Origin of the sequence: Shewanella sp. SG44-2, assembly GCF_014164215.1 — a bacterium.
GTDB lineage: Bacteria > Pseudomonadota > Gammaproteobacteria > Enterobacterales > Shewanellaceae > Shewanella > Shewanella frigidimarina.
This window is the reverse complement of sequence record NZ_JACJEU010000024.1, coordinates 25,487-41,917: the sequence shown is the minus strand read 5'-3', so window position 1 is coordinate 41,917 and position 16,431 is coordinate 25,487. Positions and strand designations below refer to the sequence as shown.

The 16,431-nt window shown below is 40.1% G+C and carries 17 protein-coding genes and 1 riboswitch; of the genes, 1 reads left to right on the top strand and 16 read right to left on the bottom strand.

Annotated elements, in window-relative coordinates:
* Window positions 1–47 precede the first annotated feature (47 nt).
* The 9 genes from H5181_RS15715 to hinT form a co-directional block, all read right to left on the bottom strand.
* A complete protein-coding gene (locus tag H5181_RS15715) occupies window positions 48–893 on the bottom strand; it encodes a DUF6279 family lipoprotein (RefSeq protein ID WP_182751481.1) in 846 nt (281 codons plus the stop codon).
* Window positions 894–952: 59 nt separating this feature from the next.
* On the bottom strand, window positions 953–1,894 hold the full coding sequence (locus H5181_RS15710) for a phosphotransferase (protein WP_259397066.1): 942 nt from the start codon (window positions 1,892–1,894) through the stop codon (window positions 953–955).
* 93 nt (window positions 1,895–1,987) lie between these two features.
* Window positions 1,988–2,698 (bottom strand): nicotinamide riboside transporter PnuC, encoded by a 711-nt coding sequence (pnuC, locus tag H5181_RS15705; protein ID WP_182751479.1) that lies wholly within the window; start codon window positions 2,696–2,698, stop codon window positions 1,988–1,990.
* 5 nt (window positions 2,699–2,703) lie between these two features.
* The gene (locus tag H5181_RS15700; RefSeq protein WP_011636998.1) at window positions 2,704–2,964 is read right to left on the bottom strand and encodes a YkoF family thiamine/hydroxymethylpyrimidine-binding protein; all 261 of its coding nucleotides are present in this window, start codon (window positions 2,962–2,964) and stop codon (window positions 2,704–2,706) included.
* A gap of 54 nt (window positions 2,965–3,018) precedes the next feature.
* The gene (locus H5181_RS15695; RefSeq protein ID WP_182751478.1) at window positions 3,019–5,220 is read right to left on the bottom strand and encodes a TonB-dependent receptor; all 2,202 of its coding nucleotides are present in this window, start codon (window positions 5,218–5,220) and stop codon (window positions 3,019–3,021) included.
* A 57-nt stretch (window positions 5,221–5,277) separates the two neighbouring features.
* Window positions 5,278–5,385, bottom strand: a riboswitch (TPP riboswitch).
* Between the two features lie 125 nt (window positions 5,386–5,510).
* Window positions 5,511–5,903 carry a YcfL family protein gene (locus H5181_RS15690; protein WP_182751477.1) on the bottom strand — a complete coding sequence of 131 codons (393 nt, stop codon included), beginning with the start codon at window positions 5,901–5,903 and terminating at the stop codon, window positions 5,511–5,513.
* A gap of 37 nt (window positions 5,904–5,940) precedes the next feature.
* On the bottom strand, window positions 5,941–6,408 hold the full coding sequence (locus tag H5181_RS15685; RefSeq protein ID WP_102037413.1) for a PaaI family thioesterase: 468 nt from the start codon (window positions 6,406–6,408) through the stop codon (window positions 5,941–5,943).
* Window positions 6,405–6,914, bottom strand: coding sequence for a PaaI family thioesterase (locus H5181_RS15680; protein ID WP_011636994.1), 510 nt, complete (start codon window positions 6,912–6,914; stop codon window positions 6,405–6,407). The genes H5181_RS15685 and H5181_RS15680 overlap by 4 nt, the downstream gene beginning before the upstream one ends.
* Window positions 6,914–7,267, bottom strand: coding sequence for a purine nucleoside phosphoramidase (hinT, locus tag H5181_RS15675; RefSeq protein ID WP_102037414.1), 354 nt, complete (start codon window positions 7,265–7,267; stop codon window positions 6,914–6,916). The genes H5181_RS15680 and hinT overlap by 1 nt, the downstream gene beginning before the upstream one ends.
* 203 nt (window positions 7,268–7,470) lie before the next feature.
* On the opposite strand from hinT, the gene H5181_RS15670 reads away from it, so the two are divergent.
* The gene (locus H5181_RS15670) at window positions 7,471–9,228 is read left to right on the top strand and encodes a M61 family metallopeptidase (RefSeq protein ID WP_182751476.1); all 1,758 of its coding nucleotides are present in this window, start codon (window positions 7,471–7,473) and stop codon (window positions 9,226–9,228) included.
* A 142-nt stretch (window positions 9,229–9,370) separates the two neighbouring features.
* Here the strand turns inward: H5181_RS15670 and H5181_RS15665 are convergent, their stop codons facing one another.
* From H5181_RS15665 to H5181_RS15635, 7 genes are all read right to left on the bottom strand, one after another.
* Window positions 9,371–10,222 carry a CsgG/HfaB family protein gene (locus H5181_RS15665; protein WP_182751475.1) on the bottom strand — a complete coding sequence of 284 codons (852 nt, stop codon included), beginning with the start codon at window positions 10,220–10,222 and terminating at the stop codon, window positions 9,371–9,373.
* Window positions 10,223–10,224: 2 nt separating this feature from the next.
* Window positions 10,225–10,626, bottom strand: a complete 402-nt coding sequence (locus H5181_RS15660) for a curli assembly protein CsgF (protein WP_102036667.1) — start codon at window positions 10,624–10,626, stop codon at window positions 10,225–10,227.
* A gap of 12 nt (window positions 10,627–10,638) precedes the next feature.
* Window positions 10,639–11,217, bottom strand: coding sequence for a curli production assembly/transport protein CsgE (locus H5181_RS20805; RefSeq protein WP_243638413.1), 579 nt, complete (start codon window positions 11,215–11,217; stop codon window positions 10,639–10,641).
* Entirely contained in the window at window positions 11,214–11,846 is a 633-nt protein-coding gene (locus tag H5181_RS15650; RefSeq protein ID WP_102036669.1) for a response regulator transcription factor, read from the bottom strand. The genes H5181_RS20805 and H5181_RS15650 overlap by 4 nt, the downstream gene beginning before the upstream one ends.
* 137 nt (window positions 11,847–11,983) lie before the next feature.
* Window positions 11,984–13,534, bottom strand: a complete 1,551-nt coding sequence (locus H5181_RS15645) for a curlin (protein WP_182751474.1) — start codon at window positions 13,532–13,534, stop codon at window positions 11,984–11,986.
* A 30-nt stretch (window positions 13,535–13,564) separates the two neighbouring features.
* Complete coding sequence (locus tag H5181_RS15640; RefSeq protein WP_182751473.1) at window positions 13,565–14,092, bottom strand: curlin; 528 nt, start codon at window positions 14,090–14,092, stop codon at window positions 13,565–13,567.
* Between the two features lie 500 nt (window positions 14,093–14,592).
* Window positions 14,593–16,383: a bifunctional protein-serine/threonine kinase/phosphatase gene (locus H5181_RS15635; RefSeq protein ID WP_182751472.1), complete on the bottom strand. Its 1,791-nt coding sequence runs from the start codon at window positions 16,381–16,383 to the stop codon at window positions 14,593–14,595.
* Window positions 16,384–16,431: the final 48 nt, after the last annotated feature.

Genomic DNA, 16,431 nt, shown 5'->3' with positions numbered 1-16,431 from the left:
AGATTAAAAATATTTCAGCTTTGGAGCCTAACTGATAAAAATAGATATTATTTGTCTAAGTGTAGTTCAGTTAAATCTTCTACTAATTCAGCTAATTTTTTGTCGAAGTGCTTTCGTTGTTTTTGACTAAATGTTTTATTAAGCGCAATTAACATTGAACCAAATTTTCGAGTATTTTCATCTACATTATCGCGATAAACTTTAGATTTTAGCTCGTCAGGCGAGATCATTAACAACTTCATTTGTTGGGTAAAGTAGTCAGTTTGCTGACGGCGTTTCAGTGCTTGTTCAAATTGACTTAGCCATTCATGGCGATACTCAAGCCACATGTCTAACGTGGCTAAACGTTCTGTATTAGCTTGGTGAATAATACTTTTTTGTTCATCTGTAGCGTCGCCAGTCCATTCAGATAATTGTTTGGCAATTCTTTTATCGGAGTCTTTTATCAATTCAGCTTGATCTTTACCGGCATATTCTTCAATTAATTCTTGTTGTTCTTTTTTAAGCTGCACCAGTACCTGATTAACTTGTTCATCGGATAAACTCGCCATAATGGATAAGAGCTCAGGCATGACAAAATCAAAAATACGGTGCCAATGTGCCTTTGCCATTGACACTTGATTAAGCCATAGCTCTGGGGTCATTGTTTGTTGATTAGTCAATGTCGATAACAAAGACAGTTGATCACGATACCGCGGCAATTCTTGTTGGCGATGCCAAACTAAAAACGATTCAATAATGACATCAAATTTGTCTTGCTGATCTGAGGTTAACTCTACGTATTCTTCAACTTCCCACTCTATTGCCCAATCCAGAAAAAAATAACTTATTTTGGTCGAGCAGCCAACAAAAAGTAGGCAACTAAACAGTAGGATAATCAATTTTTTAGACACAGATAATTCCTTTATCAATACTTATACTTTATAAGAACCTTGTACGTTATCGGAGCATATTAGCAAGTGATTAATGTAAAGTAATGTGTAAAATATTGTAAGTATTGTGTGACTTTTTGTGGTTCTTTGGCTGCCATCAGTAATGCCCACATGGCTGAAAACAACCAAAAACAGTTTATTGCGGCGGGTAATGCCGCTTTTGCCGCTGCCACATCGGTAAGACTAGCAGCCTGACAATATTGCATAATCACGTTATCGATTAATTGGTTCACTTGTATCGTTGATAACTGATGGCTGGCCACAACGCTGGCTAAATCGAACAACGGATGACTCGCCACAGCATATTCATAGTCAATACAAAACAGTTGATGAGGGGCTCTGCCGCTAAGCAGTAAATTGTGCGGAGTTAAATCTCGATGACAAAAAGTGGGCAGCAACACACAGGCTTCTAACTGCGATAACCAGTGCCGAACAAGCCCATTTAAGCGTAACAATTGCTGCCACGCATCATGCCATTGCGGATCAATTTGTGATTCAGTTAATGAATCCAATTGATATGCGTATTGTTGCCACTGCTCAGTCACTGTAATACTTTTATTAGGCACTGGCAGCGTACTGAGTTTACAGAATAAGGCGCTAAGCAAAGGAACTGCGTCGACAGCCGAAATGGATTGATTTGTAGATTGCCCAAGCGATAAGTGACTGCGCATTGAGGCAAATATCGACCAGTCTGTCTCTGGTTGATGAATAAACTCACTCAGATACACTTGCTTATCATCACTGACCCAAATCAATACTGGTGCAATGTTAGCCACTATTGCGGCTTGCCAACATTCAACTTCAAGCGATCTATCACACCAATTACTGTGGGGTTGATTCACTCTTAAAACCTTATCTCCATCTTCGCAAGATAACTTAATATTAACATTGCTAATCCCTGTGTTAAGAAAAGACACCTCGGAACACTGTGTAGCGAGCTGTTGAAACAATGTGGTAGGCATGGCTTTGCTGATTATATTAAGCACATCGATAGGTAGAGATAACAGCGGCTGGGACATCAAATATTTACTCTAATGAAATGGCATGGTGGTTGGCTATACACCAACCACCTCTTGATTTGTATTGTGTTGCGTGATTATATGATGGCGGTATTTCTTACGCCACATCATGTATCCGCCAACCGCCATCGCGACATATAAAACAAACAAACCCGATGTCAGCATTAAGCCTTTTTGGAAGTAAAGGTAAATAGACACAAAATCAATGACAACCCAATAGAGCCAATTCTCCAGCACTTTTTTCGCCACTAGATAGGTTGTAACGATAGCAAAACAAGTGGTTGCCGCATCGACATAAGGAAATGCTGCCGACGTGTAATGAGCCATTAAATATCCCACCAGTATAGACACTAATGATGTCGCGCCGATGAGCCAAGCATGAGTCCCAAATGACCAACTGGTAATATTAAGATGATTGGTTTCAATGTTGTGCTGAGTACCATTATGCGGTTCAGAATTGTGCAAATTACTTTGCTCAGAAGGTGGCACGTGCAACCATAGCCAATACCCATAAACCGCCATCCCCATATAATAAATATTAAGAACTGACTCCATCAATAACGATACATTCCAAAATAGTACAGTATAAATGGCGGTACTAATAAATGCTGCGGACCAACACCAAATGCTGGTCCGCATAGCAAGAATTAAGTAAGCAAGCGCTAGCATAACGGCAACAGCCTCCCAAAACGTCATTAATGACGCTTCACTAAAAGCTTGTTGTAGCGTTATAAGTAGATCGTTCATTGTGGTTATTCGCTATGAGCAAGGTCGAGCTCACCACCAATAAATTTACACACAAAAACTGCTTTACCCCACTTTTGGTGTGCAGCTTGCATTTCAACGGCTAACATCGACATCACATCTGTATATTCACCACAGACTTGGGTTGCCATCGCGTTTGTCACTCGTTGAATATTGTCATAACTATCCACTCTGCCGATAAACCATTGAATAGGATCAAGATAGTTCTCATTAAACGGATACATGCTGATCTCTGCAGTTAACTTCATTTTTTATTCCTTAATTAAAACCGCTACAACTGTGGTTGCAGCGGTTTTGTATCATTACATAAATTTAACTTCTAATGTCACACCCATTTGGCGCGGATCACCGTAACGAATATATTGCTTATCTGCCCAATCTTGATCTGGTTCGTTGCCAAAGTAAAAGCCTCGCACACCATATTGTTCATCAAACAAATTACGGCCCCATAAATATGCCGACCATGTTGGCGTTTCATAACCTAGGCGGGCGTTGTAAATGGTATAGGCTTCTGACTGCGATTCATTGCTGTCAGAATAATAAAACTGGCTTTTACCACTGGCATTAACGTTTGCAAACCAACCAGAATCAGCAACATAGGTCATACCGGCACTGTAAGTAAATTTAGGCGAATGCGCTAAATCGCGTCCAGATAAATCGATGGTAGATCCGTATTTGTCACTGTATTGATATTGACCATATTCAGTTTCTAACCAACCGAAACTACCATAAAATTCAATATTTTCTGTCAAATACCATTTTGCATCGAGTTCTGCGCCATAGTTACTTGAACTACCGGCATTTTCGGTAAATAGAATAAAACGCTGCGGGCTATCTGGGTCTTGTAAAGATGCGGCAACTTGTTGGTCTTGGCGATCCATATAAAACAGCGCCAAGGTAGAATCCACTTTTCCATCAAACCAGCTCGATTTTAGGCCAACTTCATAGTTATATAAAATCTCAGTGTCGAACTGTTTCTTGTCAGACAATTCAGCAGGCAATGTCATATTAAAACCGCCCGCCTTATAACCGCGGGCGACACGAGCATAAGCATTGTGACTAGCATTAATGGCTTTTGACAACGCAATATGGCCTCCCCACATATCTTCTGATGGGGCAAAGTTATCTTTATTGCTGTCGCTATAATCACTATCGCGACGCTCGAAACGTAACCCTGTCGACAATAAATAATCATCACCTAAATGGCTGTCTAGCTGACCAAATACGGCATAGTTTGTCGCTTCGTAATTTGACTGCAATACTTCATCTGGCCAGGTGTTGTATTCCGAGTATAAGTCGTTATCTTCTTTCAAATTCATCGCGTATACACCCAACAACCAGTCGGTACTGCCGGCGAGGATGCGTCCTGCATCTTTGGATGATAAACGGAACTCTTGGGTTAAGGTTTTACGATCGCCTTTTTTGTCCCAGGTGTAATCATAAACACACGGCTCAGTACCTGACACAGCTCCAGCATCGTCATAGACGCTACATGCTTTACTCGCCCAATAATCCGAATTGGCCCAATCACCATCATAAGCATAGTGATGATCAGTTTGCGCAAATGATGTTAATGATGTGAAGTCAAATGCTTGCATACCCGTGAAAATAAACTTAACTCCTACTCCTGTGGTTTTCTGTGCATCGATACCGGGTTGGTCAGTTAAGGTGTTACTTCGATTATTATCTAATGTCCATACATCGTAACCATTATCAAAATTGGCATGTAATAAGGTTAAATCAACTTGAAGATCGTCTGTAGCGTACCAACGGAACTTAGCTCTCGCCGTTAACTCATCGCGCTCATTAGTATCATCACGGTTAAGATAAAGGTTATCACGGTAGCCATTTTGATTGTGTTGTTCTAGTGATACACGGTAGAGCAATTTACCCGAATCATTGAGTGGACCCGAACTAAAGCCTGAAAGCGTGCGAAGGTTGTCGTCACCTAAACTGACTTTTGCGCCATGTTCAAATGATTCAGTAGGATCATTACTTTTTAAGTAAATTAATCCAGCTAACGCATTAGCTCCATATTGGGTGCCTTGTGGACCGCGCAATACTTCAACTTGCTGCATGTCGTACATACTCGACACCATGCCAAGGCCAGACAAATCGATATCATCAACGACAAAGCCAACAGATGAATTGGGTGCACCTTGATATTGTTCTTGTTCACCGACACCACGAATTTGGAAGTATTTAGGACGAGAACTGCCACCAGACCAGTTAAAGTTTGCAATAGAATTGAGCACATCTTCAAAATGTTGTGCCCCTTCGTCTTCTAATTGCTGGGCATCAATAACCGTCACGCTTGACGGCATTTTATCAAGGCTAATATTACTAAAGTCAGCATTAACAACAATCACTTCCATTTTTTCATATTCAGGAGTGACATTTTCAACATCGGCCGTTTTAGCCATAACAATAGGCGAGCTTAAGGCCGCCATTACCGCTAAGGCAATAGGTGTTTGGTGTAACCTAGTAGAATTTTTCGTGAACATAGGACCTCAAATAGTGATTTTGAGATCCGGCAAGAGTAGCGAATAAGAGGTGCACATAATAATAGTGTGGCCCATTCCTACGCCGGTATAAGCCGGATCAGGTTCTAAGGGTTCGTCATACAGACATCTCAGTTCAGGTTTTACTGAACACCCCTTGGCGGTCACGATTATAAACTAACTTCAACATGAATACACGAGCAGCTATACAATTTGATAACTCAACGATGTAATTGATTAACTTTATGTTAAATCTCAGTAATCATGTATCTTCAAACTTCATGTTGTGACGGTTAATTTGAAAAAGCTTCACGTACATAAATATCAAATCGAGTGGCTTGTGAATTAGGCGCGACTGCACCAACTTGTAATTGCTGTTTGCCATGTAATTTAACAGACTTCCAACTGCTTGCTTCATCCTCAACTGTAAATCCGCTGGCATCGTACCAAGTGAATTTATATTGCAGACGTAAGTCAGTGCTCGATTTACTTTGAATTAACGCCGATGCTTTGATTAAATCAGCAACCATGACCGATGAAATATCCACAACATTGACATCGCTGGCAAAAGAGCTGTTATCGACTCTAACTTGCCCACTTGAATCTATCGAAATACCTGCTGTGTTATGCGCACAGGCGCTAAGCAACAATGCTGATGCGAATACAAAGATTGACGTTATTTTCATGCTATTCCCTTATTTGCTATTAATGTAAAGCGTTGATTTAATCGAGCAAAAAATGTGCTCTAGCTGTGGCTATCAATTGTTTACGGTTGGTTTGCCAACAGTTCATACTGACGTTAGCCACGCGGCGGCCTTGGCGAGTAATTTTACATTCTGCGAATGTGTCTTGGTGTAAACCTGCGCGTAAATAATCAATTGAAAAATCAACGATTTTAGGCACTTTTTTGGCTTGCATAAATACCATTAGTTGCACAATTGCCGACATTTCCATAAACCCAGCAAGCACTCCGCCATGTATCGCAGGTAAAATCGGATTACCAATGTTGTCATCTTTAGCTGGCAGTCTAAATACCATTTCATCACCAAAACGGGCCACTGACATGCCAATAAATTGTGAGTAAGGTACTTTCTCAAGTAAGTAACTATAATCATTCAGTTCGATGGCTCGTTTAACCACATCTTGAACATCTAAAGCCTTTTGTGTCTCTAGTTGGGTTGGCTCACTCATGATGTCGCCCCCGGTAAATTACCCATTAACACTTGACGAAACTCCTCACCGACCATTTCTGGACTAATGCGCATAAAAGAACCCACCGCGTGAGCGATAGGTTCATCAATGCTGTCTTGATATGCTATCGCGCGGGTAAAGGCAACGCTTGACGATAAACGATAGCATTCAGCAAAGGCATAAACTGACTTATGAGGCTCGGCAGGTTTCATGTAATCGACGCGTAAATCCAATGTTGGAGACAACTCTAACGATTGATACTTTTTCAAAATGGCGCATACCACGGCGGTGCCACAAGCGGTATCGATCAAGGTTGTGATCACCCCACCGTGAATGACTCCGGTGTCTGGGTAACCAATAATATCTTGACTGTAAGGCAACTCAATTAACACGTGATGCTCGCTGGCTTCTTGCACAGTAAGCCCTAAACGACGACACTGAGCCAACTGGTTGACAAAGCGTGTAGCCACTTCAGTTAATGGAAAAAAATCACTGTTAATTTTCATTATCCACGACTCAACATTGGGCCTAATGGTTTACCCCCTAAAAGATGCATATGAATATGGTACACCTCTTGACCGCCATGTTTATTGCAATTCATTATTAAGCGATAACCGTCTTCTGCAATACCGGCTTCATCAGCAAGTTTGGCAGCTACTGTTATCATTCGTCCTAATGCTTTTTCATCAGACGCTTTAACATCATTTGCTGTCGCGATTAAATGATTAGGGATAATCAAAATATGCGTAGGAGCTTGCGGAGTAATATCCCGAAATGCGGTGACTAATTCATCTTGGTATAAAATATCCGCTGGAATTTCACGGCGGATAATTTTGCTAAATATGGTTTCTTCGGCCATTTGGATGCCCTCATTAGATAACTGCATTGATGCTATTGATAATACTATCAACTCTTTGAACTATCACTCCAGTAAAAACGCTTTTTATGGGTAATATTTTGCCTAAAATGGGATTCGTTTGCTTAAGTGAGTCAATTTTGGCAGCATTGGTTATTATAGCTCAATCGTTTTGATTGCGACTTGCCACTCATTCGGAGTTCTTTATGCATTATCATATTCATGCGGTCGACCCTAAAGCTCATTTATTTGAAGTTACCTTTACGCTAAAAAATGCCAATCCATCTCAGATTTTCTCTTTACCAGCATGGTTACCTGGCAGCTACATGATCCGTGATTTCGCCAAAAACATTATTGAAATTGATGCCAAAGAAAACCAACAAACATTGTCGGTGACTCAACTAGATAAACAAACATGGCAATTGAATAACCAAGGTAGTCACATTAGCTTGTGCTACCAAATTTATGCATGGGATTTGTCTGTTCGCACTGCACACCTTGACACTAACCATGGCTTTTTTAATGGCAGTAGTGTGTTTCTTGCGGCTAATGGTCTTGAGTATCAACCACATACCGTTACTATTGCCAAACCTGCACTTGCAGAATTAGCTCATTGGACGCTAGCCACCAGCATGACTAGAGCCTCTGGTGAACAATTTGGCTTTGGTGAGTTTAGCGCTGAAAACTACGATGACTTAATTGATCATCCCGTTGAAATGGGTGAACTGACCATCGAAACTTTTTTCGCTGCCGGTGTTCCACACGATATCGTACTCAGTGGTAAACACAGAGCCAACATGGTTCGATTGGCCAATGATTTAAAAGCGATTTGCGAATATCAAATCGATTTGTTTGGCACTCCAGCACCGTTTGAACGTTATGTGTTCATGACTACCGTTTTGGATAATGGTTTTGGCGGCTTAGAACATAAAGCATCTACTGCATTGATGTGTTCGCGTAATGACTTACCCTTGTCGCTAGATGCGCCTGTGGATAAAGGTTATCGCACTTATTTATCATTATGCAGCCATGAATATTTCCACTCATGGAACGTTAAACGGATTAAACCTGCTGAGTTTACGCCATTTGATTTATCACAAGAGTCTTATACTTCTCAATTGTGGGCGTACGAAGGTATCACGTCATATTACGATGATTTAATTACCTTTAAATCTCAGTGTATTGATGAGAAAGGTTACCTTACTTTACTCAGTCAAATTATGACTCGAGTATACCGAGGCGAAGGTCGCTTTAAACAAACCTTAAAGCAATCAAGTTTTAATGCTTGGACTAAGTTTTATAAGCAAGATGAAAATGCCGCTAATGCCATCGTCAGCTATTATACCAAAGGCGCATTATTTGCCTTGTATGTAGACTTAACAATCCGTATTGAAACCCAAGGAAAACATAGCCTTGATGATGTTATGCGTCAACTTTGGCAACAATATGGTTTAACGGGTGTTGGTACTGAATCATCAAGCCATCAACAGATTGTTGAAACGCTATTAAATCGTCCTTGTGACGATATCTTTACTTATCTCGATAACACAGACGATTTGCCGCTAAAAGAATTACTGGCTCAAGTGGGTGTAGACATGAGTTTACGGGCCAGTGAAGGTACAACTGATTTGGGTGGTGCTGAAGCCACTGGTTATAAAATTGGTTTTGGCGCGAAAACAAAAGCGGAATCATTAGGGTTAAAAATTCTAACGGTTAGCCAACACAGTCCTGCACATCAAGCGGGATTAAGTGCGGGTGATTTATTGATTGCGGCAGACAACTTGCAGGTAACGAGTCAATTTGAACAACAACTGCAAAGTCGAACCCTTGGCGAACAAATCACTTTACACTGGTTTAGGCGAGATGAATTGATGCAAGGAACATTAACGATTAGTGAAGCGGCTTTAGACACTATTTCGCTTAGCATCAACGATGCGACTAAAACACAATTATGGCTTGGTTAAGACTAAGAAACGATTATCAAGTTTGAAAATTGATTTACTGAGTGCCATCAATATTAATCGCAAATTTGAATTAAAAAAGGATATCAATTTGATATCCTTTTTTATAAGTCTTCTCTATTACTATACAAATGTACCAATATGACTAGCTCTGCTTAATCCGTTCTAATACTTGGTTTTCGGTATGTGCTTCTAACCAATATTTTTGTAGTGTTGAGTTTTTTACCCCAGATGCTGGGTCAAGTAAATTCCAAGCTCTTTTCCAAATACCATCAGCAATCATATGCACCACCGCACTTTCTATCGCCGCGGCAATACACAAACTCACAGGTTCATTTGAGGTATAACCCGCCTCTGACTCTAATAATTCTTGCGCATCAATAAATTTAAATACACCAGCAGTAATTTCTTTTGAAATAACGGCCTTAGTGGTTGTTACACTGCTTAATAATCGACCTGTACGGATATCAACCGCACGTAAGTTAACCGTTATGCTATCGACACGGTATTGACCCGATACGCCGATCCCCAAATAACGAGCGCCTGCGCCACCGGTTTTAATATTGGTGTCGTAAGCTACTATGCCACCTTCCATTAAAATTTGAGCACTGTTTAATTGTGGCAACTTACTGGCGTCACCATTGAGTCCTGCACGAACAATTTTTCGTTCTGTCAGTAAATTTTGCAACCCTTCACGCTCAACAGGCACAAACCAAGCAGAATCATTAAGCGCTTGAGCTAAGAAAGCGGTTCCAGACTGAGGTACTGCGGTTGAAAAGTTACTCGAAGGTATCGGCTTGTATTGGCCCGTTTGATCACGGAAATCATATACTGCAGCCACCATACTTCCTTGGGGAGATGGTAAACTCACTAAATCATAATAAGTATCGCCCTTTGGCATTAAACTCGTGGTTGCTTCAATACCGTCGAATTCACTTTTTATCGAAGAACATGCGCTCAAAGATAAAATAAATAAGCTAAGCAATAGTCTTTTCATGATTAGCCCCCTGTTGATGCGCCGACAATACCACCAACTTCGATGATGGTCGTCTCGCCGGTTAATAAATCAGTGATATGAACCAGTAAAGATCCATCTTCATTGACCACGTTTATTTCAAAGTCATCGGTTTTTAAATAACCTTCACCACCATTTGCCGCATCATTAAACAGTTGGCTCATTAAGCGCGATTGCAGCGAACTCGCTAAACGTTCAAGTGCAGTAGGAGCGACATAACCCGAACTAGACTGGTGATCATTTTGCGCGGACGCATTCGCCAACAAATAACTACCATTTAGGTAACTGCCCCCAAACGCAGGATTAACTGGGGTATATACCAGTTGAGTCGCGGCTAAGGGAAAACTAAATGATGTTATTGATAAGATTAGTAATAATTTTTTCATATGCATTCCCTGCTAAAATTCATCAGGAGCAAGATCGGGGTCTGAAAATGCCGCCCATTTTGCCTGTCGTTGATATTGCAACAAGGAAGCATTTACCCGCTTTGCTGCCATGTTAGCTTGTGCATCAATATTGCGCGATGCTGGGGATAAAAACGTCACAAAAACCGGCTTGCGATTATGCAACACTAAAATTTTACTACCACTTCTTGCTGTGGCTTGTTCTACAACAGTGAGCCCCGAGTGGTTGCTCATGCCATTGATATCACGATAAGCGCTAACAAATTCTCGATAAAAACGGTGGCCAAATCTTGTCATGGCTCTATTTAAGATTAACCCATCAATTAAATCAGCTTCACGCTTAGGTTTTGCATCACTGACACTCACAACAGGTTCAGTTGAATGCAATAAATTCTCTTGAGCTTTTGAGGCGGTGGATTCTGGGATTACGTCATCCGTGGTTGGCGCAATGTTAGCTTTAGTAAACTCAGGGACATTAACGTCAACATCTTTACGATCATCAGCGATAGCATCACTAAACAAAATTGCCTGACTCGCAATCAAGCAAATGAGTATCACTGACAGATTTTTCACACTCTCACCTCATGCATATGAGTTTGTGCCCAAGCAATGGCTTGACCACGACTCGACACACCAATTTTGCGAAACGCACGATATAGATGTGTTTTAATGGTGGATTCACTGACAAAGAGTTGATTAGCGATATCGAGATTAGTGCTACCAGACAATAAAGTTTGCAATACTTCACGTTCACGAATGGTCAGTTGCTCACTGTCATCGTCATGCTCATCGTTTAAGATTGAACGTTGCAAGCCTTGCGGCATAACACTTCGACCTTTGAGTATTTCATTCAAACCCTGGCTTATTTCCGCTAAACTAGCATCAGAATAAAACACACCTATTGTTGTTGAAGGGTGAATTAAAAATTTAGTATCAAGCTGCTTAGGAAAATTTAAAAACACAGTGTGAATCGCGCAATATTCGCGTTCAATGAGGCGTTGTAATTGATAAGTTTGCTGTAAATCAATAGTCGACAAATCAAATACTACAACTGAAATAGGCTCACTTGCTAACATTTTTGCCATTCCATTGGGCTGAGTTTTAGTCAATTTGATTAAAAATTCTTGTGGCCAGCGGCAATCAAGTAAATCGATCAATAACTGTGACCGAGAAACAATCATCCAATTTACGACTTTAAACATCATTTACACTCCATGTGAAGATGAACTAGATGCTCTTTAAACAGAATGTGCATCAATGTGAAACAAGATTAGCAAGGCTTTTATCATTTAACAATTAGTCAAAAGGGTGCATACACACCCTTTATTATACTTATGTACTACAAACCTTGAGTTATCGTCACAGTGTTACCATAACCTGTACTGGTAGCTATCGCTGAATTATGCATATCCGCTTGAGTAACATGAACAGTATTGTTACCTAACCCTTCAACGTATACATCTGCGAAGTTCATAGCATCTGTTTGACTAATAACAATTTCGTTAGTATCACCCCACCAAGATTCAGCATAGGCCTCGTTATGATGACCAGTCTGATCTATATCAATGATTGTTGAAACATCAGCTGCATCGGCATAGGCTTTATTATGATGTCCATTCTGATCAACGGTAACAACGTTATCCGTCCCCCATGTACCAGCACCGATCCCTTCACCATAAAAATTACTACCATTTGGTCGGCTATTAACTTCATTATGATGCCCAGTTTGATTCACTGTAACGGTACTGAATCCACCAGAGTCAGTTGAGGCACCTGCATAGTTATGATGACCTGATTGGTTAATCGCAATCGTGTTGTCATAACTGAACGCCCCTTGAAACACTATTGCTTCGTTTGAGAAACCAGCTTGCGCAATCGTAGCGGTATCACCCATACCTTCTTGGTCAACAGTAGCATTGTTACCAGAACCTGAATTACCGTTGCCGTTACCATTGCCATTGCCAAGAGTTAACGCACTTTGAGTCACCGTTGCAGTATTACCTTCATTTGACTGATTGACGGTTGCAACATGATCAAAGTCCATTTGCAATACCGTTGCGGTTTGATTCAAACCGTATTGGTTAACTTGAGCGTCATGATTACCGCCACTTTGAGTCACATGTGCATCATGTGATCCACCATTTTGATATACATTTGCCATATTAGACAAACCAGCTTGCTCAACTAAGCCAATATTGTCATTACCTTCCTGCTCTAATATTGCAACGGTATCGTCACTGGTTGCTCCACCATAATTTTGAGTGTTTTGTAATATATCACCAATATTATTTGAACCAGTTTGGGTTAATGTGGCACTGGCAGCATCTGATGATTCCTGCTGAATATAAGCATTATTGTTAGAGTTTCCTGATTGATTAATGGTTGCATCAGCAAAGTCTGACCAATGATTATAAATTTCGGCGGTATCTTCACTGCCAGTTTGATTAACCGTAGACTGTGCACCGTCACCGTCATTTTGAGTGACGGTTGCTATGTTTCCATTGCCATTTTGGTTAACAATTGCTTGAGCATTCTCACCGTTAAAAAATTCCTGTACGACATTCGCTTGGTTAGCATTACCAATAGATTCAACAGATGCATTAGCTGTGCTTGTTGCATTATGTTGATCAATCAAAGATGTATTCCCATCCCCCTCTTGATAGGATGTAGCTTGGGAGTTTGACGTTTCAGCTTGTGAAATCGTTGAGAGATTACTATCGCCAATTTGGACAATAGATGCGTCATTAGCAACACTATTATTTTGTTGAACAACCACTGCAGTATTTAGATCTCCTTCTTGACTAACATCGGCTTCGTTGTTACTTGCATACGCACTTACTGAAGTTAATAAAACAGCAGATATTAATAAAGCTAATTTAGAATATTTCATCTTTGTATTCCCTTCATTTGATTGAATAGATTAATTTCTTTGAGTTACGTTCACATTCTGTGTTGTCCCCCATTGAGTGACACCGACAGCATTTCCAAAACCGTATTGTTGGATCCGAATGGTATTATCATTACCAGTCTGGTTAATAATAGCTAAGTTGCTAATGCCAATTTGGCTAACGTCCATCAATAAATTGAAACCAACCTGACTTGCAATCACTTGGTTATTAAACCCTGATTGGTAAATATTGGCTTCAATATCACTTCCAGACTGAAGTACAGCAGCACTATTGAGAATGCCTTGCTGAGTGGAAGATATTTGATTGTTATTGCCCAATTGTATGGAGTTAAAGCGATTACTGAATCCACTCTGATTTACATTGATTGATAACTCATCGCCATTTTGACTCACATAAGCTCTATTATTAATACCAATATTGAGCTCATCTATGTCGCTTAAATCTTGTTGTCCTAAACTAGAAAAAGAGATTAGACATAATAAAACAGCAAGAATTCCAGTTCTTACATTAAAGCGAAGTTTATAAGTACGCTTGTTCAAGATCATGCTCCCTGCCCCTTGGTTATTTCACGTCATAACATTCAATCTGCTTAATAACGTTTCTATTGATAGTGTCAATATTATGGCGCTGTCAAATGGTATTTGAATCATCCTCGAGTATTAAACCAACATAGACCTATAGGTTATATTAATTTCAGCCCCCTACTTTATTACTACGAAAGAGATTAAGTGATTGATTTAAATCACATCTATAAATATGTAATTGTAAGTTAGCCATAGACTGCGAGGAATTAAAATGAGAATTATAGGAAGAGCAGGTTTGCCTCATAGAGCAAGAAATTAAACATATACAAATAAGAAAAACTAATTATAGTTCTCATTAAAGTATGTATTTTTAAGAAGTAAGATGATGAAAAAGGACCAAAAGCAGATATTACTAATAAGTTACTAATTAAAAAAAATAAATTATTGATAACAAACAAAAAATATTTATAAACTGTAGATTTTAAGTAAAATACATTTGAGAAACCTACTCATAATCAATTATTCAACCAAGAAGCCACTAAACATAAGAACAACGCGATTGAAATCACTTGCCAAAAACGCACAGGGTTACGGGCGATAAGAGGAACAAAATCTTTTACTGTTTGATTAGCTTTGGCGGTAGTTAATTGATGAATAAGCTCACAGGTGTCTGCTTGGCGTAGATTAGGATCAATATTAAGGGCTTTTTTTAATGCGTTATCCATCCACTCTGGCACCATTGGGTTTAATTGGTGCACACTAATGTAGTCTAAACGTTGATAATCCTGCCGCGTTCGACATTTCTCAAGTTTGCCTTTAAAGGGCAATTGTCCTGCCAACATCTCAAAAGCAATCACAGCAAGCGAAAACAAATCGGCACGGCCATCGGCTTGATAACCCAAGATAACTTCAGGAGCGGTGTAATCGGCTGTACCCAAAATACGATCTCGAGTTAACGGACTACTAATTTCTGCTACGCCTTTAATATAACAAGAACCAAAATCGATGATTTTAACTACCCCTTCTCGGGTGATAAAAATATTATCCGGTTTCAAATCTTGATGCAGCGTTTCACGCCGATGAAAGGCTCTGATCCCTAATTCAATTTGTTTTAGCAGTAATAAAACCTCTTCTACTGGGGCTTTTTTATGTTGGGTTAACCATTCACCTAGGCTTATTCCCGATAAAAATTCAGTAACATAGTACAAAGCAGACTTTATTTTTTGCAGTTCGACAACCTTAACCACATGAGTACTGTTGATACGTTGTCCTATCCAGCTTTCTAACATAAAACGTTCTATGTAAGCGGCATCATCAATGTAATTAACTGAAGGGGTTTTCATACAAAAAGCTTCGCCTTGGTCATTGACGACTCGATAAACCTGGCTGCGTTGTGATTGATGAAGTGTATGGGTTACCTGATAACCGTCTAACTTCATTCCAACGCTCAATGGTGGTGGAAACGGTTGACTCGACAAGCTTTGGTACACATCATCGATAGCTTGTTTCGGCAACTGGCTAACACTTAATAACTGCGAACTGAGGTTATCTTTACTGCCTAAATCAAACGCCTTTTTGTTTAACATTAAGCAAAATTGCTCACACAAATCATCACTAAGCATTGAATGTTGCTGACAAAGAACCGTCAGTTTTTGGTGTATTTCAAATTCAGTGAGTACGTCATGTACGCCATCGGTAGTCATTAAATACACATCATCGACTTCTACCGATAAGGTTTTGTAATCAACATCTAAGTTAACGTCCATCCCTAATGCGCGAGAGAGGTATTGGTTTGATGAATTGATATTCGTGCTGTGGTCGTGGGTTAATTGCAGTAATTCTCCGTGCCTAAAGCGATAAATTCGCGAATCCCCCACGTGCAACATGTGTACAGAACAAGACTTAAATACCAGTGCACTAAAGGTACATACAAAGCCACGCCTTGCATCACGATAATCTTGTCCTAATCCGTACAACCAACGATTCAAAGCCGTTAATACTTTGGAACTCGATGTTTGCACACCCCAGCTTTCAGGGGTGGAGTAGTAATCCGCAAGAAAGTTACTCACACTAATGGCTGAAGCATGCGCACCGCCTTCAGCTGTACTGACGCCATCGCTGATAACACTTACGACACCTTTGGTTATCAGTGCTAAGCCAGATGGAATACGAATACCGATGGCATCTTCATTTTGTGATTTACGGCCTTTTTCTGATGCTTGACCGACAACCAGTTGCAAGGTTGTAGCGAAGGGCAATGCCGCTTCGGTATTTGGATTAACTAACGCTACAACCTCAGATGCCATATCGATCCCTACATACGTTTTATTGCTAAGGCTCAAACAGAGTTTGAG

Bases quoted from the DNA above. Each gene is read 5' to 3' on its own strand.
- H5181_RS15710 (WP_259397066.1), bottom strand. From the start codon at position 1,894: ATGCCTACCACATTGTTTCAACAGCTCGCTACACAGTGTTCCGAGGTG.
- pnuC (WP_182751479.1), bottom strand. From the start codon at position 2,698: ATGAACGATCTACTTATAACGCTACAACAAGCTTTTAGTGAAGCGTCA.
- H5181_RS15700 (WP_011636998.1), bottom strand. From the start codon at position 2,964: ATGAAGTTAACTGCAGAGATCAGCATGTATCCGTTTAATGAGAACTAT.
- H5181_RS15695 (WP_182751478.1), bottom strand. From the start codon at position 5,220: ATGTTCACGAAAAATTCTACTAGGTTACACCAAACACCTATTGCCTTA.
- H5181_RS15690 (WP_182751477.1), bottom strand. From the start codon at position 5,903: ATGAAAATAACGTCAATCTTTGTATTCGCATCAGCATTGTTGCTTAGC.
- H5181_RS15685 (WP_102037413.1), bottom strand. From the start codon at position 6,408: ATGAGTGAGCCAACCCAACTAGAGACACAAAAGGCTTTAGATGTTCAA.
- H5181_RS15680 (WP_011636994.1), bottom strand. From the start codon at position 6,914: ATGAAAATTAACAGTGATTTTTTTCCATTAACTGAAGTGGCTACACGC.
- hinT (WP_102037414.1), bottom strand. From the start codon at position 7,267: ATGGCCGAAGAAACCATATTTAGCAAAATTATCCGCCGTGAAATTCCA.
- H5181_RS15670 (WP_182751476.1), top strand. From the start codon at position 7,471: ATGCATTATCATATTCATGCGGTCGACCCTAAAGCTCATTTATTTGAA.
- H5181_RS15665 (WP_182751475.1), bottom strand. From the start codon at position 10,222: ATGAAAAGACTATTGCTTAGCTTATTTATTTTATCTTTGAGCGCATGT.
- H5181_RS15660 (WP_102036667.1), bottom strand. From the start codon at position 10,626: ATGAAAAAATTATTACTAATCTTATCAATAACATCATTTAGTTTTCCC.
- H5181_RS15650 (WP_102036669.1), bottom strand. From the start codon at position 11,846: ATGTTTAAAGTCGTAAATTGGATGATTGTTTCTCGGTCACAGTTATTG.
- H5181_RS15645 (WP_182751474.1), bottom strand. From the start codon at position 13,534: ATGAAATATTCTAAATTAGCTTTATTAATATCTGCTGTTTTATTAACT.
- H5181_RS15635 (WP_182751472.1), bottom strand. From the start codon at position 16,383: ATGGCATCTGAGGTTGTAGCGTTAGTTAATCCAAATACCGAAGCGGCA.